Origin of the sequence: Rhodococcus sp. PvP016 (assembly GCF_017832185.1) — a bacterium.
In the GTDB taxonomy this organism is placed as follows: Bacteria; Actinomycetota; Actinomycetes; order Mycobacteriales; family Mycobacteriaceae; genus Rhodococcoides.
Genome location: NZ_JAFIBH010000001.1, coordinates 2,706,992 through 2,726,789, shown reverse-complemented (window position 1 = coordinate 2,726,789; position 19,798 = coordinate 2,706,992). Strand labels below are relative to the sequence as shown.

The following is a 19,798-nucleotide window of genomic DNA, read 5'->3' as shown; positions in this document are numbered from 1 at the left end:
CATCGCTGCGAACCCGGGCACGGCTGGGGTCACTCCCTGCCTCCCGAGGCCTCGAAATTCGAGCCGTGAACATTCGAGAGTTGGAGATAGGCCGCCGCGGCCTCGATCCGCACAGCCAGGACGAGCGCCCTGCGCAGCGACGCCCCGACCGGCGTCGTCGGACCGGGCACCGCAGCGGGCGCGGGCGCCTCGAGGTCGGTCCGGGGACCACCGTCGTCGTCGGCACGCACCACGTCGACCTCACCCAGGACGGCCACCCGCCGCCGGACCAGACTGTCGTCGGGGTCGGTCGAGACGGTGAAGACGCGAACGGGATCGGCCGGGGGTGGACCGTCGAGTTGGTCGTCGTGGAACAGCGGGTCGTAGTCGACACTGCCGCTCTCGGCGGAGTCCCCAACGATCGCGCCGAGGTCGTGGATCACACCGACGGCATCGGAGAGTTCGGTGGCCGCCGCCACGACGCCCGCAGCACGCAGCAGGGACGCGGCTCCGTGCCGGGCCACCTCCGTCGCCACCACACCGTCACCGGTCATGAGGACCCGGCGACCCGCCATTCGGGACGCCAGACCCTTCGCAGGATTCTGGAACACCTCGACGGACGCATGGTGTCGCATGGCCTCCGCGTCCACCGCGTCGGCGACCGCGTCGAGGTCACCGACCGACGACGCCGGGTCCACCGCAGCGAGCACCGCGGCCATCACCGCGACGTGCCGGGCGTAGGAGTTGCGATCGAGGACACGGACTCGCGGCGGGAAGGACACCACCCGGCCGCCACCGGCGTCCGCGACGGGACCCTCGTCCGGTACGGCCACCACGACCTCGGCACGCCGACGTACCCCGGCGGCGACGGACTCCGCGACCGCCGGATCACCGGCGTCGTCGCCGGCCACGACCACGACGTCCAGGGGTCCGACCCACGGCGGGGTCGCGGGCAGCGAGACGACCGGCACGCCGGCGGTCGGAGCGAGGACGGCGGCGACCAGCGCCGACGCCCTCCGGGCGGGACCGGACGCGGCGACCAGCACGACACTGCGGGGACGTAGACCGTCCAGCGGCGCCAACAGGCCCTCGCGGACGGCGGACGCGGTGGCGCGGATCTGTGCGCCCGCCAGCGCGGCGGAGTGCAGTGCACCCAACGAGTCCGCAGCCAGTATCGCGCTCGCGTCGTCGAGATCGACGTACGCCGAAGGAGCAGTCATGGGCACCTCACCCGCCTCTCTCGTTCCGTATCCCCCACTATGACAGTCCGCAACCGTCAGGCGCGGACGATGCTCAGGATCTCCGTCGTCAGGCGGTCCACGTCCTCGGGGGTGCGTGCCTCGACATTGAGTCGGAGCAGGGGCTCGGTGTTGGAGGCACGGAGGTTGAACCACGCGCTGTCACCGAGATCGACCGTCACACCGTCCAGTTCGTCGGTGGAGACGGTGCGATCGGCGAACGCCGCGACCACCGCGGCGGTGCGCTCACGAGCGTCGGCCACCGTCGAGTTGATCTCGCCCGATGCGGCGTACACCTCGTACTTGCGCATCAGGGCGGAGAGCGGCTCGTTCTGCGTCCCGAGCGCGGCGAGCACGTGCAGCGCTGCGAGCATGCCCGAATCGGCGCCCCAGAAGTCGCGGAAGTAATAGTGCGCCGAGTGCTCGCCACCGAACACCGCGCCGGTCTCGGCCATCAGCGCCTTGATGAACGAGTGACCGACCCGGGTGCGTACGGCGGTACCGCCGAGCTGCTCCACCAACTCGGGCACCGACCGTGAGGTGATGAGGTTGTGGATGATGGCCGAGGAGGGGTGCTTGCCCAACTCCCGCTCGGCCACCAGCGCGGTGATCGCGGACGGTGAGACGGGCTCGCCGCGTTCGTCCACCACGAAGCAGCGGTCCGCGTCGCCGTCGAACGCGAGGCCGATGTCCGCGCCCGTCTCGGTGACGAACTTCTGCAGATCGACGAGGTTCGCCGGCTCCAGCGGGTTCGCCTCGTGGTTGGGGAACGTGCCGTCGAGTTCGAAGTACAGGGGGTGCACCGTCACCGACGTCGGGTCCAGGACCGCGGGCACCGTGTGCCCGCCCATGCCGTTGCCGGCGTCCACCGCGACGGACAGCGGTCGGATGCCGCTGATGTCCACGAGGTCGCGCACGAACGTGGCGTAGTCCTCGAGCACGTCCTGCTCGGAGATCGAGCCGGGCGCTCCGTCGAACGTCGGGACGCCGTCGATGATCTCGGCCGAGATGGTGGCGAGTCCCGAGTCCTGTCCGACGGGCTTCGCGCCGGCCCGGCACAGCTTGATCCCGTTGTACTTCGCCGGGTTGTGGCTGGCGGTGAACATGGCACCGGGGCAGTCGAGCCGACCGGAGGCGAAGTAGAGCTGGTCGGTCGACGCGAGGCCGATGAGAACGACATCGAGACCCTGTGAGGTCACCCCTCGCGCGAAGGCGGACGACAGAGCGGGAGACGAGTCGCGCATGTCGTGCCCGACCACGACGCGCTGCGAGACGCCCTCGCCGCGTACGAGTCTCGCGAAGGCGGCCCCCACGTCGGCGACGAAATCCTCGTCGATCTGCTCTCCGACGACACCGCGTACGTCGTACGCCTTGATGACGCTGTGAACCAGGTCAGCTGGTCGGGCCACTGCACACTCCTGCATCTGGGACGAACCGGACTGATCGCGCACGACGGCGAGTCGGCGAGACCATGCTGGGAGCCTAGTGCCCGGGGGCGATGCGCGAGCAGTCCTGCAGCTCGACGCCGCGGGGAGGAACAGTCGTTCAGCTGGTGGGGTCGGGAAGAACGCGCAGATGCCCGCGTCGACCCGTGCGTGTCGGCGCGGCGGCCGGTACGTCGGCGGAGGTGCGCGTGTCGGACGACGAACCGCGTCGACCGAGGGACGGAGCGGGACGCTCACGCGCACCGGCCTCGCGGACGGCCTCGGCGAGTGCGGTCAGATCGTCGTCGTCGGGGCTGGACGTGGAGAACCCACCCTCGTAGCGCACCATTTCCCACCCCTTCGGAGCGGTGATCGACGAACCGTGTACCTCGCACAGATCCCAGGAGTGGGGCTCGTCCACGGTGGCGAGAGGTCCGACGACGGCGGTCGAGTCGGAGTACACGTACGTCAACGTCGCGACGGCCGGTCTCTTGCATCCCGGTCGGCAGCATCCCCGCGCAGCTCTCACAGGTCGAACCCTAGCGCGTGTCCTCCGGCGTGCCTCGCAGGACACGGTCGTAGCATGGGCGCGTGTCGTTCACCGGATCCTCCCAACCCCGCGGCCGCGCCGGCGGGCGTCCCGGACGCGAACATCGGGCGTCCAGCTCGCGCTCCGCGGCGCGGCGGGGTCGCGGAATGCGCGGCACCCTGTTCCCCGACACGGTGCCCGCTCGCAGGTCTCGCGCCGAGAAGTTCGATGCGGCGGTGCTGGACGCGTTCGCCGAGATCGACCGCAAGTGGCACGATCGGCTGACGAAATTGGACATCGCCGTCGACGATGTGCCGAAGATCCGTGCGGTGGACCCGGAATCGGTGAACTGGCCACCCGAGGTCGTGGCCGAGGGTCCGGTGCCGCTGTCGAGACTCGTCCCGGCGGGAGTGGACACGCGCGGAGCGACGACGCGGGCTCGGATCGTGCTGTTCCGTCGGCCCCTCGAACGGAGAGCACACGACTCGCTGGAACTGACGGACCTGGTGCACGACGTGTTGGTGGAACAGGTGGCGACCTATCTGGGGGTCACGCCCGAGGTGGTCGACCCCGACACCGAGGACGACTGACACCCCGGTGCCTGCAGCGCCTCGGCGGCTGCGGTGACGCGAAGCGTCAGATGATGCCGCGCTTGAGGCGGCGGCGTTCGCGCTCGGACAGCCCACCCCAGATGCCGAACCGCTCGTCGTGCGCCAACGCATACTCGAGGCAGTCGTCCTTCACCTCACACCCGAGGCAGATGCGCTTGGCCTCGCGCGTCGAGCCGCCCTTCTCCGGAAAGAACGCCTCGGGATCGGTCTGAGCGCACAGAGCGCGCTCCTGCCACTGATCCTCGAGCGGATCCATGTCGCCCGGCACCAGACTCAGATGCAGTGCGGGCGCAGGCATTCCGAGGCTCGTGAGCGGCGGGTCGACGTCGTCGACCGAGACGTCCTCCGAGTCGATCCCGTCCACGGGGTCCGCCGGGGCGTCCTCCGTCACGGCATCCACGTGCAGTACGTCGTCGAGTTCCCCGACGGGGGACTCCTGTCGACCGAGGTCGTGGTGTTGTTCCGGCATCACGTCCGCCTCCTCACCTGTTCGAGCGCAGTTGTTGTCGGTCACTTGTGTCGATGATCGACCGCGAAGCCGGATCGAAGAGCGAATCCTCGTGCCACCATGGGACGTGACGCTGCGGTACGCAGCGCGCGAACTCGCGTCGACCCATGGGAACACGTGTTCGAACGGTGGTTCGCTACAAGCGATTCCGCTGTTCGAACCGTTAATGACATGACTGTGATTAGACACGCCGCGGTGTGTCGCGGTCAAGCGGACCGCTCGATTTGCAATACCATCCGATCTCCGGTTTTCCCGGAAGGCGAGACTTCCCCGGTGTTTCGCGTCGGACACGCCGTGGTTCGCGCCCACCGGCCCGATCGCGAAGACGGCGACCGCCTAGGGTCGATGGTCATGAAGGTGACTGTGGTGGTGGGCGGCGTCGGTGGCGCGCGGTTCCTCCAGGGGGTTCGAGAACTGCTGGGGCCGGACGGCGACGTCACGGCCGTGGTGAACGTCGGCGACGACGTCTGGATGCACGGCCTGCGCATCACACCCGACCTCGACACCTGCATGTACACGCTCGGCGACGGCATCGACACCGAGCGCGGGTGGGGTCGACGCGACGAGACGTGGAGCGTCAAGGAGGAACTCGCGGCATACGGGGCCCACCCGGACTGGTTCGGGCTCGGGGACCGCGACATCGCGACGCATCTGATCCGGACGCGCATGCTCCGCACCGGGTATCCGTTGTCCGCGGTCGTGGAGGCCCTGTGCGACAGGTGGTCTCCGGGTGTCCGCCTGCTGCCCGTCACGGACGACCGCAGCGAGACCCATGTGGTGATCACCGATCCCGACGACGGCACCGACAAGGCCGTTCACTTCCAGGAGTGGTGGGTGCGCTACCGCGCTGCTGTGACGACTCACAGTTTCGCGTACGTCGGAGCGGACAAGGCGACCCCGGCGGACGGCGTCGTCGAGGCGATCGAGACCGCGGACGCGGTGCTGCTCGCACCGTCCAACCCGGTGGTCAGCATCGGCGCCGTCCTGGCCGTGCCCGGTATCCGCTCCGCACTGCGCACCACACCCGCCAAGGTCGTCGGGCTCTCCCCCGTCATCGACGGCAAGCCGTTGCGCGGCATGGCCGACGAGTGCCTGTCCGTCATCGGTGTGGAGACGACGGCCGAGGCCATCGGCCGCCATTACGGCGCCCGCTCGGCGGCCGGCATCCTCGACGCCTGGCTGATCCACGAGACCGACACCGCCGACGTTCCCGGCGTGGACGTGCGCGCGGTTCCTCTGCTCATGACCGAACCCGCAGTGACCGCACGGATGGCGCGCGCCGCGCTCGAGGCAGCGGGCGTCCTGTGACCCGATCCTCCGGTCCCGGCGATCATGCACCGGGCGGCTCGATCGAGGTGATTCCCGTCGCGGGACTCCCCGAGTTCCGGCCGGGCGACGACCTGGTGTCAGCAGTCGTCACGGCAGCACCGTGGCTCGCCGACGGAGACGTCCTGGTGGTCACGAGCAAGATCGTCTCCAAGGTCGAGGGACGCCTGGTGACCGCGCCGACCGACCCGGAGGCGCGGGACGCGCTGCGCCGCATCCTCGTCGAGCAGGAGGCCGTGCGCGTCCTCGCCCAGCGCGGTCGCACGCTCATCACCGAGAACCGCCTCGGCATCGTGCAGGCCGCGTCCGGCATCGACGGATCCAACGTGTCGACTGACGAGTTGGCCCTGCTCCCCGAGGATCCCGACGCGTCCGCCCGGGCACTGCGCGACGGAGTACGCCGTTCGCTGGGTGTCGACGTCGCCGTCGTCGTCACCGACACGATGGGCCGCGCGTGGCGGAACGGCCAGACGGACAACGCGATCGGATCGGCCGGGTTGCCCGTCCTGCACGCGTACGCCGGTGGTCACGACGCGCAGGGCAACGAGCTGATGGTCACCGAGGTGGCACTCGCGGACGAGGTGGCGTCCGCCGGGGATCTGGTCAAGGGCAAGCTCGGCTCCGTTCCCGTCGCCGTGGTCCGGGGCCTGCACTACGCCGACGACGGCTCCTCCGCCCGCGATCTGGTGCGGCCGGGCGAGGACGATCTCTTCTGGCTGGGAACGCAGGAGGCGTTGCGACGAGGCGCACTCGGCGCTGTCTCCGCCCGTCGCTCGGTACGCGAGTTCGACTCGGCCCCGGTCGATCCCGCAGTCGTCGAGGCCGCCGTGGCGGACGCCGTCACCGCACCCGCTCCCCATCACTCGCACCCGATGCGCTACGTCGCCGTTCGGACGCCCGCACTGCGCACCGCGCTGCTCGATGCGATGGCGGCGCGCTGGCGCGCGGATCTCGAGCGCGACGGACGCAGCGCGGACTCGATCGAGGCCCGGCTGGCACGCGGTGATCTGCTGCGCACCGCGCCGGAACTGATTCTGGCGTTCACGGTGCTCGACGAGGCGCACGACTATCCGGACGCGGAACGGCAGTCCGCGGAGACCGTCATGTTCACGGTGGCGGCGGGCGCGTCGGTGCAGGCCTTCCTGGTGTCCCTCGCAGCGCGCGGACTCGGCAGTTGCTGGGTCGGGTCGACCATCTTCGCCGCCGACACCGTGCGCGAGACGCTCGACCTGCCCGACGACTGGCATCCCGTCGGGGCCGTCGCCGTCGGACACCCGCTCACTCCCCCGTCGCCGCGCGCGCCGACACCGCCCGGCGACGCGTTCCGAGAAGTGTGAGGAACCGTTCGTGAGCGCCGAGAGCCTCCACGAGTCCGCGAGAGAGCTGCTTCGTACCTGGTCGACCACCGACCCGCACGACGACTCGATGCGCCACACGATGCTGGCGTTCCTCGACAGTGCGCCGCGTGGCTGTCTCCGCGAGAACGTGGCCGGTCACGTCACCGCGTCGGCGCTGGTGCTCGATCGGAGTGGGTGCCACGTGCTCCTGACACTGCACCCGCGCGTCGGACGATGGCTCCAACTGGGCGGGCACTGCGAGGTCGACGACGAGACCGTCCGGGACGCGGCTCTCCGCGAGGCGCGTGAGGAGAGCGGCATCGACGACCTGGTTCTCGAGCCGGAGCTGCTCTCCGTTCACACGCACCCGATCACGTGCTCGCTCGGCGAGCCGACGCGCCATCTCGACCTGCGCTTCGTCGTACGCGCCGCGGACGGTGCACACATCGTCCGCAGCGCGGAGTCGAACGACCTGCGGTGGTGGCCGGTCGACGACCTCCCCGGCGGGGAGGCGGGCGCCGAACGAGACGCGTTGTCGGACATGATCTCCCGCGCTGCGTCTCGCTGAGCTCCGGACGCCCTGGATTCTCGGACGCCCGGAACTCTCAGACGTCGGTCGAGAATCGCACTCCACCGTCGGGCAGCGTCACTCCGGGCCACACCCGGGCGCCGCGGAGCAGCTCGCACCGCGCGCCGATGTTGGCGCCGTCGCCGATGACGGCGTCGCGCACGAGTGCCCGCGGTCCGATGCGCGCACCGAATCCGAGGATCGATCGTTCGACCACCGCGCCGGCCTCGACCACGGCACCGTCGAAGAGGACGGCACCGTCGAGACGGGCGCCCGCTCCCACCTCGGCGCCGCGGCCGACGACCGTGCCGCCGATCAGCAGTGCGCCGGGCGCGACGCCCGCGCCGGGATGGACCAGTGATTCGCCCCGCGTCCCCGTCAGCGCAGGCGAGGGTGCGATTCCGCGTACGAGGTCGGCCGAGCCCTTCACGAAGTCCTCCGGCGTACCCATGTCGCGCCAGTAGGCGGCGTCGACGTGTCCGAAGACCCGCTTGTCCTCGGCCAGCAGTGCGGGGAACACCTCGCGCTCGACGGACACCGGACGATCCGACGGGATCTTCTCGATGATCTCCCGCTTGAACACGTAGCACCCGGCGTTGATCTGATCCGTCGGCGGATCCTGGGTCTTCTCGAGGAACGCGGTGACGCGGCCGGACTCGTCGGTGGGCACGCAGCCGAACGCGCGCGGGTCACCGACACGGACCAGGTGCAGAGTGACGTCGGCCTCGGTGGTGCGGTGCGTGTCGAGGACGCCGCGCAGATCGGTACCGCCCAGCACGTCGCCGTTGAAGACCATGACGTTGTCGGCGCGGAGCCGGGGCAGGACGTTGCGGATGCCGCCGCCGGTGCCCATCGGCTCCTCCTCGAACACGTACTCGAGCTCGAGGCCGAGTGCGCTGCCGTCACCGAAGTGCTGCTCGAAGACCTCCGACTTGAACGACGTGCCGAGCACGACGTGGTCGATCCCGGCGTGCTTGATGCGCGCCAGGAGATGGGTGAGGAACGGCAGACCTGCCGTGGGCAGCATCGGCTTGGGGGCGGAGAGCGTGAGCGGACGCAGTCGCGTGCCCTTACCTCCGACCAGAACTACGGCATCGGTCGCCGGAGCAGTCATCGCGTATCGCCTTTCTCAGAAACTTCTCACGAGCTCGAACCTGGCCCGACCGTGTCGTCGCGTTGCCGCAGTGCGGCAGTCACGACCACCCTGGACCGCAACGCCAGTCCGGCGCGCAACGTCCACCGGAGAGGAGCTTGCCATCTCCGCGGGTGTCTATCAGCTTGGAAGCGGTAGGCGCTGCGGTGGTGCGCCGGCAGCATCGACTCCGGATGACGCCCCGCGGCATGGCCTTTGGCGTGCGTCACGACGGCCGTGGGCACGTAGATGTTGGTCCAGCCCGCTCGTCCGAGGCGATCTCCGAGATCGACGTCCTCCATGTACATGAAATACCGGGAATCGAACCCGTCCACGGAGTCGAACGCGGCACGGCGCAGCAACTGACACGAGCCGGACAGCCACCCGACCGACCGCTCACTGACCTCGTCGTTGTCCTGCCGGTAGCGCTGCGTCCACGGATTCGACGGCCACACCGAACCGAGCAGTGCGTGCAGCGACCCGGACGTGAGATCGGGAACGCGGCGAGCCGACGGGTAGCGGGAACCGTCCGGCTCGAGGATCAGGGGCCCGAGCGACCCGGCCCGCGGATGCCGTTCGGCGGCCGCCAGCAGCTCGTCGATCGACCCGGGGCCGAACTGGACGTCGGGGTTGACGACCATGACGAACTCGGTGGCCGGATCCACTTCGGCGACAGCGCGATTGGCGGCACCGCCGTAGCCGATGTTCGCTCCGGTGCGCAGCAACCGGACGTGGTCGTACGCGGCCTCGGCCGCCTCGGGCGCGCCGTCGGTCGAGCCGTTGTCCGCGAGAATCACCGACACCGGCCGCGTCGTCGCATCCCGCAGGGACTCGAGGAATGCGTCGAGGTGCTCGCCGGGCGAATAGGTCACCGTCACGACGGCCAGGGGGGCACTCACGCCGGTCACCCTACTGGGCGGCTCCGGGCGGGTCGGCGACCGCCCGAGCCGCGAGCGCCGCCGTCAGGGCGTCGCGCCAGGGCCGCAGCGGGGTCAGTCCGGCACCGTTCCAGGCCGCCGGCGAGAGCACCGAGTAGGCGGGACGCGGCGCCGGCCGTACGTACCGATCACTGCCGCACGGGTGGACTCGGTCGGGATCGGCGCCCACGGCCTCGAAGGTCGCCCGGGCGAGGTCGAACCAGGACGCCGTCCCGGCGTTGGTGGCGTGCAGGATCTGCGGCAGTGCTCGCGGCGACGTCGCCGCCTCGAGGAGCGCGTCCGCGAGGTCCCCCGAGTAGGTCGGCGAACCCACCTGGTCGTTCACGACGTCGAGAGTCTCCCGCTCGGCCTCGAGCCGGAGCATCGTGGCGACGAAGTCCGAGCCGATGCCGGTGTAGACCCACGCGGTCCGCACGATCGTCGCGGCCGGCAATGCCTCCAGGACGGCCCGCTCCCCTGCCAGCTTGGTGCGCCCGTAGGCGGTGGCCGGCGCGGTGGGATCGGTGGGTTCGTACGGGGTGCGCGCATCTCCGGCGAACACGTAGTCGGTCGAGACGTGCACGAGACCGGCACCGACCTCGGCGCACCGCTCGGCGAGCAGGCGCGGTCCCACCTCGTTCAGCAGGGCGGCGCGGTCCTCCTCCGCCTCCGCCGCATCGACCGCCGTGTGCGCCGCGCAGTTGATCACCACGGTGCCCGGCACCACGGCAGCGGCGATCGACTCCGGATCCGTGATGTCGAGGTCGGCCGATCCGAAGCCGAGCACACGGGCCCCGCGGTACCCGTCCCGCGCGCGGTCGACGAGTCGGCGACCGAGCTGACCTCCGGCTCCGGTCACCACGATCGTCCTGTCCGAACTCTGTTCTGCGTCGGTGGTCACAGCGACAGAGTGTGGCACGCCGCGGCGGGTTGCGCGGAGCACGGCGACCCTGCCGTTAGCCTGGGGATCGTGACGGATTCTGTGACGGGCCCCGGGACACCGCGCGATCCGTACAGACCTCGGACACCACGCGGTGCGCAGCAGCGACCAGATTCTCGCGAGTCGGAACCGGGTGCGCGGCGCGCCTCCGCCCGCTCCGAGCGGGGTCGTCGGCCTCCGACCAGCCACCGCCCCTCTCGGACACCGGGGCACTCCAACGCCGGCCGGATCGCCGTCGCACTGTTCTCCGCCGGCGCGTTGCTGGTGACGGGCGTGGCATGGCAGAGCATCGACTCGCTGCGCAGCAACCTGGCGACGGTGTCGAACCTCGATCTCGGTGACGGCGCCGACGGTGCGGTCGACATCCTGCTCGTGGGCACCGACAGCAGGACCGACGCGCACGGCAACGCGCTCTCGCAGAGCGAGCTCGACTCGCTCCGCGCCGGCGACGAGGTGGCCAACAACACCGACACCATCATTCTGATCCGCGTTCCCAACGACGGATCGTCCGCGTCGGCGATCTCCATCCCGCGCGACGCCTACGTGAACGTGCCCGGTATCGGCGACAGCAAGATCAACGCCGCGTACGGAGCCACCAAGGAGGAGAAGCGCCTCGAACTCGTCGAGAGCGGGGTGCCCGATGCCGAGGCCGACAGCGAGTCGACGCTCGCGGGCCGCAAGGCACTGATCGACTCCGTCGCGGGACTCACCGGGGTGACGGTCGATCACTACGCCGAGGTGGGACTGCTCGGCTTCGTCCTCCTCACCGATGCCGTCGGCGGCGTCGACGTGTGTCTGAACGCGCCGGTCGATGAACCCCTCTCCGGCGCGCGCTTCGCGGCCGGGCAGCAGACGCTCTCGGGCGCCGACGCCCTCAGCTTCGTACGCCAGCGCCACGATCTCCCCCGTGGCGATCTCGACCGCATCGTGCGTCAGCAGGTGTTCATGGCGTCGCTGGTCCGCAAGGTGCTCAGCGCCCGCACGCTCAGCAACCCCGGCACGGTGGGACAGCTCGGGTCGGCCGTGCAGCGCTCCGTCACCATCGACGACGACTGGGACGTCCTCGACTTCGCCACGAAGTTGCAGGACGTCGCCGGCGGCGCGGTCACCTTCGACACCATTCCCGTCGCGGACATCAACGGCGTCACCGACTACGGCGAGTCGATAGTCGCGGTCGACCCGGTCGAGGTCCAGACCTGGGTGCGCGGCCTGATCGGCGACGCGGCGCCGTCCGAGAGCGTGACGCCGACGCCCACCGTTCCCGACATCGATGCCTCGAGTGTCACCGTGGACGTCGCGAACGACAGCGGCGTCGACGGTCTGGCGTCCTCGGTCTCCGACACCCTGTCGGGCGAGGGCTTCGTTCCGGGCGAGGTCGGCAACAACGAAGGTGCGAGCGTCGACCGGACCACCGTCTACGCCGCGTCGTCGGACGGTGACGCCGCGGCGGCCGTCGCCGCGCGGGTGGGCACCGACCGGACCGAGACCGACGACTCGCTGCCGTCCGGAACCGTGCGCGTCGTGCTGGCCTCCGACTACTCCGCTCCTGCGGCGGCGGGATCGCTTCCGGCCGGTGTGTCGCCCGCGGGTGACACCGCCACCCCGGCTCCGGCGGCAGCGGACCCGATCGACGCCGGGTCCACGGGCCCCCAGTGCGTCAACTGATCGGGCCCGTTCGGAAGAATGTCGTCGATGACCACAGGTGGCACGACGCTCACGGACGCGCTTCTCGGACCCATCCTGGGGGCGGACGCGGCGGGACCGCGCATCACCTACTACGACGACTCGACCGGTGAGCGCATCGAGCTGTCCGCACTGACGCTGGCCAACTGGGCCGCGAAGACGGCCAACTTCCTCCGCGACGAGCTCGGTGTGTCGCCCGGCGACGTCGTCAGCGTCGTGCTCCCCGCGCACTGGCAGACCGCCTCGGTGCTGCTCGGCGCGTGGTGGGCCGGCGCCGAGGTGACTCTCCGGCCCGATCCGGACGCGGCGGTCGCCCTCGTGACCGCCTCGGGTGTGGAGACCGCCGACGCCCGTGAGGTGGCCGCGCTGTCGCTCGACCCGTTCGGTCGACCCGTCGACGACCTTCCCCTCGGAGTCACCGACTACGCGACGTCGGTCCGCGTGCACGGCGATCAGTTCGTTCCCGCCGGCGCCGGGCCGGCCCTGGAGGGTCGCTCCGTCCAGGACGTCCTGACCGATGCACAGGGCCGTGCCGTAGCGCGGGGACTGTCGGCGACGGACCGGGTTCTCGCGACCAGGTCGTGGGACGACGCCGACGGACTGCTCGACGGTCTCGTCGCGGTGCTCGCGGCCGGCGCGTCATTGGTTCAGGTGACCGCGCTGGACCCGGCGGCACTCGATCGCCGCGTCGCCACGGAGAAGGTCACGACGGTCCTCGAGTGAGATAGCCCCCGTCGCCGAGTCCGGCCTCCGCCTCGAAGCGGTTGGCGGCGCCCGGTCGGCGCATCTCCTCCACCAGGTACCGGATCGCGAACGAGAAACCGTGGCGGGCCCACTGGTCGGCATGCACCGACTCGTGGCGCAGCATCGCCCGCCGTCGACGGGGATCGACGAGCGCGTGTCCGGTGAGGAACGCGCCGCCGAAACAGGTTCCGCCGCGGGCGTATCCGCCTCGCATCGCCTCGCACACGATCAGGTTCGACGACGCGTCGTACGAGATCCGCGCGCGCCACAGCCGAGCCCAGGTGAGCGCCGTGGCCGTGACGAGCAGCGACTGGACACTGCCGCGCGACACCCGCCGCAGCGGGCTCGACACCCGCGGACCGGGGGACGTCACGCCGAACCCCCACCCGACGCCGCCCACACGAGAGCCAGTCCCCCGGCGCAGGCCACGACGGACGCGAACACGGTGATCCCCGCGTTCGCCGCGGCCGCCCGGTGCCGACCTTCCTGCACGAGTCGGACCGTCTGCACGCTCGCGGTGCTGAACGTGGTGTACCCGCCGCAGAACCCGGTGCCGGCGACGGTCTGCCACTCGGCCGGTCGGCCGGCGAACAGCACGAGCCCTGCGAGCACGCCCAGCAGGAACGACCCGCTGACGTTGACGAGCAGGGTCCCGAGGGGTGAAGGCCGACCCAGCCGGGCCGTCACCTCGCCGTCGACGACGAAGCGGACCACCGCTCCGAGTGCGCCCGCGAGCAGCACCGCGGCGAGCGTCATGAGCGCGACCGCCGCGTGAGTACCCCACCGGACGCGATACCCGCCCAGGCGCAGACGAGCCCCGCCACGACACTGACGGCGGCGTAGGTCAGTGCTGTCGTCGGTGCGCCGTCCCGGACGAGCTCGACCGTCTCGAGGGCGAACGTGCTGTAGGTCGTGAACGCGCCACAGAAACCGGTGCCCGCAATCAGACGAAGCCATCGACGTCGCCCGACGTCCGGTCCCGAACGCGCCAACGCTTCCAGCAGCAGACCGAGGACGAATGCACCGCCGAGGTTGATCAGGAACGTGGCCCACGGCCATCCCGTTCCGGCGTGCGGCACCCAGGACTCCCCTGCGTAGCGGGCACCCGTCCCCGCGGCACCGCCGACGAAGACCGCGGCCAGGGCAGCGGGCGTTCGGTGCAGCGGGCGGACCGAGTCCTCAGACGCAGTCATTCCAGCAGACTGCGACGCAGCGCCTCGTCCTTGTCCAGGACCATCTGCTCGAGTCCACGCTGGAACTCCGCCATCCGTCCACGCAGCTGCGGATCGGCGGCACCCAGAATGCGCACGGCGAGCAGACCGGCGTTGCGTGCGCCGCCGATGGAGACCGTCGCGACGGGCACACCCGCCGGCATCTGGACGATCGACAGGAGCGAATCCATCCCGTCCAGGTATTTCAGGGGAACCGGAACACCGATGACGGGGAGCGGCGTCGCGGAGGCCACCATGCCCGGCAGGTGGGCGGCACCGCCGGCGCCGGCGATGATCACCTCGATCCCCCGATCCGCGGCATCCCGCGCGTAGTCGAGCATGCGCTGCGGCGTCCGGTGCGCGGAGACCACGCCCACCTCGAAGCGGACGCCGAACTCGGCGACCGCCAGGGCTGCAGCCTCCATCACCGGCCAGTCCGAGTCGCTGCCCATGATGATGCCGACCCGGACGGCCTTGCTGCTGCTGTTCTCATCCATGATGCGGATCCCATCCGTCGGTCCAGACGCCGTGCGAGAGCCAGTGCGCGGCACGCTCGGCGCGCTCCCGGACCTCGGCGACGTGCTCGGCATCGGACGCGGAGCCGTTCGACGGGCCCACGATGTTCACGTGGCCGATCTTGCGGTCCTTGCGCTCACCCTTGTCGTAGAGGTGCACCTTGGCATCGGGCATCCGCGCGAACAGGTGATGCACCCGCTCGTCCATGGTCGAGGACGGCTGCTCCTCGGCGCCGAGGACGTTGGCCATGACGGACACCGGCGCGAGAGGCGCGCAGTCACCGAGGGGATAGTCGAGCACTGCGCGCAGGTGTTGCTCGAACTGCGAGGTCCGGGCACCGTCCTGGGTCCAGTGGCCCGAGTTGTGCGGGCGCATGGCGAGCTCGTTGATCGACAGGGTGCCGTCGACCTTCTCGAACAGCTCCACGGCCATGACTCCCACCACACCCAGCTCGGACGCGATGCGGAGCGCGATGTGCTCGGCGTCCGCAGCCAGATCCTCGGACAGGCCGGGAGCGGGTGCGATGACGACGGCGCACTGTCCGGACCGCTGCACGGTCTCGACGACGGGCCACGTCGCTCCCTGCCCGAACGGGGACCGCGCGACCATCGCCGAGAGTTCGCGGGCCATGTCGACGCGCTGTTCCGCCATCAGCGGCACTCCGGCGGCGAGCTGGTCGGACACCACGGTGCGCGCCTCGTCGGCGTCGTCGGGCATCCAGACGCCGCGACCGTCGTAGCCGCCGCGCACGGCCTTGATCACGATGCGCCAGTCGTGGGCGTCGCCGAAGGCGACGACGTCCTCGATGGAGGCCACCTCGGTGAAATCCGGTACCGGCAGTCCCAGTTCCCGCAGGCGAACGCGCATCCGCAGCTTGTCCTGCGCGAAGATCAGTGCCTCGGGAGGCGGCTGGACGTTGACGCCCTCGGCGACGAGGACGTCGAGATGCTCGGTGGGGACGTGTTCGTGATCGAACGTCAGCGCGTCGGCACCGGCGGCGACCGCACGCAGTGCCGCGAGATCGGTGTGCTCGCCGAGCACCACGTCGGCGCTCACTCGAGCCGCCGGATCGTTCTCCCCGGCCGCGAGCACGCGCAGGGTCTGACCCAGTTCGATCGCGGCCTGGTGCGTCATCCGTGCCAGCTGTCCGCCGCCGACCATCGCGACGACGGGCAGGGAGGAGGTGCGCTGCCGCGGCGGGTCGGTACGCGGGGTCTGCTGGGGGATGTCCGAATTCACGGTGTCTCCTGCTGTCACGCCGCTCATCGTGTCACGAGTCCGATTAGTGTTTGGTCACTGCTCTTCGTAAAGTGGGTCACCGTGCCTCTGATCGACCGTGTGGTTGCCGGTATCCCGCAGCCGTTCCGAAGCATCGCCCTCCGCCACTCCGAACTGATCAAGTTCGCGATCGTCGGCGCGACCACGATGGTGTTCGACCTCGCGATCTTCTACTCCCTGAGCCTCACCGTGCTCGAGTCGAAGCCCGTCGTCGCCAAGATCTTCTCCGGCGTGATGGCCACGATTCTCAGCTACATCCTGAACCGCGAGTGGTCGTTCAAGAACCGTGGTGGCCGCGAGCGTCATCACGAGGCTCTGTTGTTCTTCACCATCAGCGGCATCGGCGTCATCCTCGCCGCCGCTCCGCTCTGGATCGCGAACAACGTCTTCGACATCCGCGAGGGACAGACCACCCTCACCGCGTTGATCATCATCGACTTCGTCCTCAACTACGTCATCGGCAATCTGCTGCAGATGGTCTTCCGCTTCTGGGCACTGCGTCGCTTCGCGTTCCCGGACGAGAACGGCCGCGGCATCATCGCGAACCCGCTGATCGAGGACGAGCCGGACCCCGATCTCGATCCCGACGTCGACCCGGACGACGAGCAGACGCAGTTCATGGGTCACAGCTGACGCGACGCGTCAGGCCCCCTCTCCTCACTCGCCCGGTGACGGGCCGCCCACCGCTATACCGCTGAGGTGCGACAAACAGTCAACTATTGTCATCCTCGTATACACATGGTTTAGTTCTGTCATCCCAGTCGTCAGAACCACACCATCACCGAGGCGGTAGTCGTCATGAGCGTTCGCGACACGATCATCACGAAGACACAGGCACTGGTCCCGATGGAGCGGCAGATCCAGGGACTGCATCTGTGGCAGCGCGCGAAGAGGCTCGTGGTGAGCGACGGGCAGCCGCACTTCCGTGAAACCGCGATTCCCGACGTGGCGGAGCTGGATCTGACCGAGATCGATGTCAGCAACCCGTTCCTGTGGCGGCAGGGATCGTGGGAGGCCTATTTCCGGAGACTGCGAGACGAGTCGCCCGTGCACTTCCGGGCCGACAGCGCGTTCGGGCCGTTCTGGTCGGTCACGCGCTACGACGACGTCGTCGCCGTCGACCGGGATGTCGAGACCTTCTCGGCGGAGCCGCAGATCATCCTGGGCACACCGCCGGAGGGTCTCGACATCGAGATGTTCATCGCGATGGACCCACCGCGCCACGACCAGCAGCGCGCTGCGGTGCAGGGCGTCGTCGCACCTCGGAATCTGGAGGAGATGGAAGGGCTCATCCGCTCGCGGGTCGCGGAGGTCCTCGACGAGCTCCCGGTGGGCGAGCCCTTCGACTGGGTCGACCGGGTCAGCATCGAGTTGACCTCGCGGATGCTCGCGACACTGCTCGACTTCCCGTACGAGGAACGACGGAAGTTGGTCGAGTGGACCGATCTGGTGGCTGCGAGCGCGTCGGCCACCGGCGGGTCCACCGACACGGACGCGGCGTATCGGGCCGCAGCGGAAGCAGCGCGCAGCTTCAGTGCCCTGTGGCACGACAAAGCGGCGCGCCTCGCGGCCGGCGAGAAGCCCGGGTACGACCTCATCACCCTCATGCAGCTGTCCGAGGACACCAAGGACCTGATCCACCGCCCGATGGAGTTCCTGGGCAACATCGTCCTGCTCGTCGTCGGCGGCAACGACACCACCCGCAATTCGATGACGGGCGGACTGCTGGCCCTGAACCAGTTCCCGGAGCAGTTCGACCGCCTCCGATCCGATCCGGGCCTGGTACCCAAGATGGTCCACGAGATCCTGCGGTGGCAGACGCCCCTCGCCTACATGCGCCGCATCGCGACTCGGGACACCGTCCTGAACGGGCAGTTCGTCCGCGAGGGCGACAAGGTCGTCATGTGGTACGCCTCGGCCAACCGCGACGAGCGCACGTTCGACGACCCGGACAGCTTCGTGATCGACCGGCGCAACGCACGGCACCACCTCGCGTTCGGCATCGGCACCCACCGCTGCATGGGAAGCCGGCTCGCGGAGATGCAACTGCGGATCCTCTGGGAGGAGCTGCTGACGCGCTTCGACGACATCGAGGTCCTCGCAGAGCCGACGCGCGTGCAGTCCAACTTCGTTCGTGGCTACAGCTCCATGATGGTGACGACGACGCCCAAGGGCGGGGAGCGTCGACGGCACGGCACCTACCGCACCGACCGACGGACCGACAACGCCGTCGACGACACCGCTCCCGTGGTGGACACGTCCACCGTCACACCCCCTCGACAGCGCCGCGACGGCGGCGGAGCCGACCGGACGCCCCTCGATGTGCGGGTCACACGCCGCCGTACCGCGGCGGAGGGCGTCGTCGAACTCGTCCTGACCGATGCTGCCGGCGGATCGCTGCCGTCCTGGGCGCCCGGCGCGCACGTCGAACTGATGCTGCGTCCGGACCTGGTCAGGCACTACTCCCTCTGTGGAGACACCGCGGACGAGTCCTCGTGGACCATCGCTGTGCTGCACGAGCCGGACGGCCGCGGCGGCTCGGCGCACGTGCACGACCACCTGCCGGAGGGATCCACTCTGCGAGTACGAGGGCCCCTGAACCACTTCGCACTCGATCCCGCACCGAGCTACCTCTTCATCGCCGGCGGCATCGGCATCACTCCGATCCGCGCCATGATCGCCGCTGCCCGAGCCGACGGAGCCGAGTGGAACCTGGTGTACGCCGGACGATCCCGTTCGTCCATGGCGTTCCTCGACGAGTTCGACGGCGACGACCGCGTGACGGTCTGGGCCAAGGACGAACGCGGCGAGCGTGTCGATCTCGACACCGTGCTGGGCGAGCCCCGGCCCGAGACCCTCGTCTACTGCTGTGGGCCCGGCCCACTCCTCGATGCCGTGGAGGACGCGTGCGCGGCGTGGCCGGACGGGAGCCTGCACCTGGAGCGTTTCGCGGCCGAGACCGTCGAGGCACCCGACGACGCGCTCGACTCGTTCGAGGTCGAGTGCGCGCGCTCGGGGGTGACCGTCAGCGTCCCCTGCGGCACGTCGATCTTCGACGCCGTCGAAAAGGCCGGCGCCGACGTCATCGGGTCGTGCATGGAAGGCATCTGCGGAACGTGCGAGGCCGACGTCCTCAGCGGCACTCCCGACCACCGCGACTCCGTGCTGTCGCGTCGCGAACGCGAACGCGGAGACACGGTGATGATGTGTGTCTCACGATCGCTGTCGTCGAAGCTGGTGCTCGACCTGTAGGGCGCGGGGGCGGTGGGACAGACCCGGGTCCGGTCAGGCGAACCCGCGGACCACCCGGTCGATGCGGTCCACCGCCTCGTCCACGTCCACCGACGGTTGCACCAGATGGCTCAGCGTCAGTCGCACCACGCAGTCCACCAACGCGTCCGGCGCCCTCTCGCCCACCAACGCGCCGACGGCTCGGTTCGCGTGGCCCAACACGGCGTCGGGGTGAACCGTGACCAGGGCGAGCAGACCCGAATCGTGCCCCGGCCGCAGAACGGCGGTGAGAGTGACATTGGCCCGACCGTGTTCGAGCACGCCCCGCACGGCGGCGGAGATACCGTCCTCGACACTGCCGGGATGCGCTGCGAGCCCGGTGCGCACCTGCTCCAGGAACCGCTCGACCTCCCGGTCCACGACGGCGCGACCGAGGTCGTCCTTGGTGCCCACCTCCTTGTAGAGGCTCTGCCGGGGCACCCCGGAACGCTTCGCGACCTCGGTCATGCTCAGGCCGTCCCACCCGCGGTCGACGATGATCTCCACCCCGGCGTCGAGCACCCGCTCGAGTCGCAGAGTCCGCAGTTCGGAATAGAAGTCGGGCGCAGTCACGCCGCGAGCCTAGG

General features: G+C 69.9%; 21 protein-coding genes. 8 read left to right on the top strand and 13 right to left on the bottom strand.

Features of this window, described 5'->3' with window-relative positions:
- Positions 1 to 29: 29 nt before the first annotated feature.
- The 3 genes from JOE30_RS12785 to JOE30_RS12775 form a co-directional block, all read right to left on the bottom strand.
- Positions 30 to 1,199 carry a tobH protein gene (locus tag JOE30_RS12785; protein WP_204867071.1) on the bottom strand — a complete coding sequence of 390 codons (1,170 nt, stop codon included), beginning with the start codon at positions 1,197 to 1,199 and terminating at the stop codon, positions 30 to 32.
- A gap of 56 nt (positions 1,200 to 1,255) precedes the next feature.
- Positions 1,256 to 2,626: a phosphomannomutase/phosphoglucomutase gene (locus JOE30_RS12780; RefSeq protein WP_204867070.1), complete on the bottom strand. Its 1,371-nt coding sequence runs from the start codon at positions 2,624 to 2,626 to the stop codon at positions 1,256 to 1,258.
- A 136-nt stretch (positions 2,627 to 2,762) separates the two neighbouring features.
- On the bottom strand, positions 2,763 to 3,170 hold the full coding sequence (locus JOE30_RS12775) for a DUF3499 domain-containing protein (protein WP_204867069.1): 408 nt from the start codon (positions 3,168 to 3,170) through the stop codon (positions 2,763 to 2,765).
- Positions 3,171 to 3,337: 167 nt separating this feature from the next.
- On the opposite strand from JOE30_RS12775, the gene JOE30_RS12770 reads away from it, so the two are divergent.
- The gene (locus tag JOE30_RS12770; RefSeq protein WP_051613606.1) at positions 3,338 to 3,760 is read left to right on the top strand and encodes a metallopeptidase family protein; all 423 of its coding nucleotides are present in this window, start codon (positions 3,338 to 3,340) and stop codon (positions 3,758 to 3,760) included.
- 46 nt (positions 3,761 to 3,806) lie between these two features.
- Here the strand turns inward: JOE30_RS12770 and JOE30_RS12765 are convergent, their stop codons facing one another.
- Positions 3,807 to 4,037, bottom strand: coding sequence for a WhiB family transcriptional regulator (locus JOE30_RS12765; RefSeq protein WP_197027846.1), 231 nt, complete (start codon positions 4,035 to 4,037; stop codon positions 3,807 to 3,809).
- Between the two features lie 603 nt (positions 4,038 to 4,640).
- Here JOE30_RS12765 and cofD point away from each other — a divergent pair.
- The 3 genes from cofD to JOE30_RS12750 are packed head-to-tail and all read left to right on the top strand — an operon-like array spanning position 4,641 to position 7,520.
- Positions 4,641 to 5,597, top strand: coding sequence for a 2-phospho-L-lactate transferase (gene cofD, locus JOE30_RS12760; RefSeq protein ID WP_027506879.1), 957 nt, complete (start codon positions 4,641 to 4,643; stop codon positions 5,595 to 5,597).
- The gene (locus JOE30_RS12755; RefSeq protein WP_204867068.1) at positions 5,594 to 6,952 is read left to right on the top strand and encodes a coenzyme F420-0:L-glutamate ligase; all 1,359 of its coding nucleotides are present in this window, start codon (positions 5,594 to 5,596) and stop codon (positions 6,950 to 6,952) included. Before cofD ends, JOE30_RS12755 begins: the two co-directional genes overlap by 4 nt.
- A 10-nt stretch (positions 6,953 to 6,962) precedes the next feature.
- On the top strand, positions 6,963 to 7,520 hold the full coding sequence (locus JOE30_RS12750; protein ID WP_204867066.1) for an NUDIX hydrolase: 558 nt from the start codon (positions 6,963 to 6,965) through the stop codon (positions 7,518 to 7,520).
- A 37-nt stretch (positions 7,521 to 7,557) separates the two neighbouring features.
- Here JOE30_RS12750 and JOE30_RS12745 read toward each other — a convergent pair whose 3' ends face one another.
- The 3 genes from JOE30_RS12745 to rfbD are packed head-to-tail and all read right to left on the bottom strand — an operon-like array spanning position 7,558 to position 10,470.
- Positions 7,558 to 8,634: a sugar phosphate nucleotidyltransferase gene (locus tag JOE30_RS12745; RefSeq protein ID WP_204867064.1), complete on the bottom strand. Its 1,077-nt coding sequence runs from the start codon at positions 8,632 to 8,634 to the stop codon at positions 7,558 to 7,560.
- A gap of 26 nt (positions 8,635 to 8,660) precedes the next feature.
- A complete protein-coding gene (locus tag JOE30_RS12740; RefSeq protein ID WP_204867062.1) occupies positions 8,661 to 9,551 on the bottom strand; it encodes a glycosyltransferase family 2 protein in 891 nt (296 codons plus the stop codon).
- 10 nt (positions 9,552 to 9,561) lie between these two features.
- Positions 9,562 to 10,470: a dTDP-4-dehydrorhamnose reductase gene (rfbD, locus tag JOE30_RS12735; RefSeq protein WP_307806162.1), complete on the bottom strand. Its 909-nt coding sequence runs from the start codon at positions 10,468 to 10,470 to the stop codon at positions 9,562 to 9,564.
- 267 nt (positions 10,471 to 10,737) lie between these two features.
- Between rfbD and JOE30_RS12730 the strand changes: the two genes are divergently transcribed.
- Both JOE30_RS12730 and JOE30_RS12725 read left to right on the top strand, forming a co-directional pair.
- Entirely contained in the window at positions 10,738 to 12,174 is a 1,437-nt protein-coding gene (locus JOE30_RS12730; protein ID WP_204870338.1) for an LCP family protein, read from the top strand.
- A 27-nt stretch (positions 12,175 to 12,201) separates the two neighbouring features.
- Positions 12,202 to 12,915, top strand: coding sequence for a TIGR03089 family protein (locus JOE30_RS12725; protein ID WP_204867061.1), 714 nt, complete (start codon positions 12,202 to 12,204; stop codon positions 12,913 to 12,915).
- Here JOE30_RS12725 and JOE30_RS12720 read toward each other — a convergent pair.
- The 5 genes from JOE30_RS12720 to JOE30_RS12700 are packed head-to-tail and all read right to left on the bottom strand — an operon-like array spanning position 12,896 to position 15,929.
- The gene (locus tag JOE30_RS12720; RefSeq protein ID WP_307806161.1) at positions 12,896 to 13,309 is read right to left on the bottom strand and encodes a hypothetical protein; all 414 of its coding nucleotides are present in this window, start codon (positions 13,307 to 13,309) and stop codon (positions 12,896 to 12,898) included. The genes JOE30_RS12725 and JOE30_RS12720 overlap by 20 nt on opposite strands.
- A complete protein-coding gene (crcB, locus tag JOE30_RS12715) occupies positions 13,306 to 13,692 on the bottom strand; it encodes a fluoride efflux transporter CrcB (RefSeq protein ID WP_204867060.1) in 387 nt (128 codons plus the stop codon). Before crcB (JOE30_RS12715) ends, JOE30_RS12720 begins: the two co-directional genes overlap by 4 nt.
- Positions 13,689 to 14,129, bottom strand: a complete 441-nt coding sequence (gene crcB, locus JOE30_RS12710; RefSeq protein WP_204867059.1) for a fluoride efflux transporter CrcB — start codon at positions 14,127 to 14,129, stop codon at positions 13,689 to 13,691. Before crcB (JOE30_RS12710) ends, crcB (JOE30_RS12715) begins: the two co-directional genes overlap by 4 nt.
- Positions 14,126 to 14,644, bottom strand: a complete 519-nt coding sequence (purE, locus tag JOE30_RS12705) for a 5-(carboxyamino)imidazole ribonucleotide mutase (protein ID WP_204867058.1) — start codon at positions 14,642 to 14,644, stop codon at positions 14,126 to 14,128. Before purE ends, crcB (JOE30_RS12710) begins: the two co-directional genes overlap by 4 nt.
- Positions 14,637 to 15,929, bottom strand: a complete 1,293-nt coding sequence (locus tag JOE30_RS12700; protein WP_204867057.1) for a 5-(carboxyamino)imidazole ribonucleotide synthase — start codon at positions 15,927 to 15,929, stop codon at positions 14,637 to 14,639. The genes purE and JOE30_RS12700 overlap by 8 nt, the downstream gene beginning before the upstream one ends.
- 54 nt (positions 15,930 to 15,983) lie before the next feature.
- Here JOE30_RS12700 and JOE30_RS12695 point away from each other — a divergent pair, with 54 nt between their 5' ends.
- Together JOE30_RS12695 and JOE30_RS12690 are read left to right on the top strand one after the other, a co-directional pair.
- On the top strand, positions 15,984 to 16,574 hold the full coding sequence (locus JOE30_RS12695) for a GtrA family protein (RefSeq protein WP_037186749.1): 591 nt from the start codon (positions 15,984 to 15,986) through the stop codon (positions 16,572 to 16,574).
- Positions 16,575 to 16,739: 165 nt separating this feature from the next.
- Positions 16,740 to 19,193: a cytochrome P450/oxidoreductase gene (locus JOE30_RS12690; protein WP_204867056.1), complete on the top strand. Its 2,454-nt coding sequence runs from the start codon at positions 16,740 to 16,742 to the stop codon at positions 19,191 to 19,193.
- 33 nt (positions 19,194 to 19,226) lie between these two features.
- Here JOE30_RS12690 and JOE30_RS12685 read toward each other — a convergent pair whose 3' ends face one another.
- Complete coding sequence (locus JOE30_RS12685) at positions 19,227 to 19,784, bottom strand: TetR/AcrR family transcriptional regulator (RefSeq protein WP_204867055.1); 558 nt, start codon at positions 19,782 to 19,784, stop codon at positions 19,227 to 19,229.
- Between the last annotated feature and the right edge of the window lie 14 nt (positions 19,785 to 19,798).

Bases quoted from the DNA above. Each gene is read 5' to 3' on its own strand.
- JOE30_RS12785 (WP_204867071.1), bottom strand. From the start codon at position 1,199: ATGACTGCTCCTTCGGCGTACGTCGATCTCGACGACGCGAGCGCGATA.
- JOE30_RS12770 (WP_051613606.1), top strand. From the start codon at position 3,338: ATGCGCGGCACCCTGTTCCCCGACACGGTGCCCGCTCGCAGGTCTCGC.
- JOE30_RS12765 (WP_197027846.1), bottom strand. From the start codon at position 4,037: ATGGATCCGCTCGAGGATCAGTGGCAGGAGCGCGCTCTGTGCGCTCAG.
- cofD (WP_027506879.1), top strand. From the start codon at position 4,641: ATGAAGGTGACTGTGGTGGTGGGCGGCGTCGGTGGCGCGCGGTTCCTC.
- JOE30_RS12745 (WP_204867064.1), bottom strand. From the start codon at position 8,634: ATGACTGCTCCGGCGACCGATGCCGTAGTTCTGGTCGGAGGTAAGGGC.
- JOE30_RS12725 (WP_204867061.1), top strand. From the start codon at position 12,202: ATGACCACAGGTGGCACGACGCTCACGGACGCGCTTCTCGGACCCATC.
- crcB (WP_204867060.1), bottom strand. From the start codon at position 13,692: ATGACGCTCGCCGCGGTGCTGCTCGCGGGCGCACTCGGAGCGGTGGTC.
- crcB (WP_204867059.1), bottom strand. From the start codon at position 14,129: ATGACTGCGTCTGAGGACTCGGTCCGCCCGCTGCACCGAACGCCCGCT.
- purE (WP_204867058.1), bottom strand. From the start codon at position 14,644: ATGGATGAGAACAGCAGCAGCAAGGCCGTCCGGGTCGGCATCATCATG.
- JOE30_RS12700 (WP_204867057.1), bottom strand. From the start codon at position 15,929: ATGAGCGGCGTGACAGCAGGAGACACCGTGAATTCGGACATCCCCCAG.
- JOE30_RS12690 (WP_204867056.1), top strand. From the start codon at position 16,740: ATGAGCGTTCGCGACACGATCATCACGAAGACACAGGCACTGGTCCCG.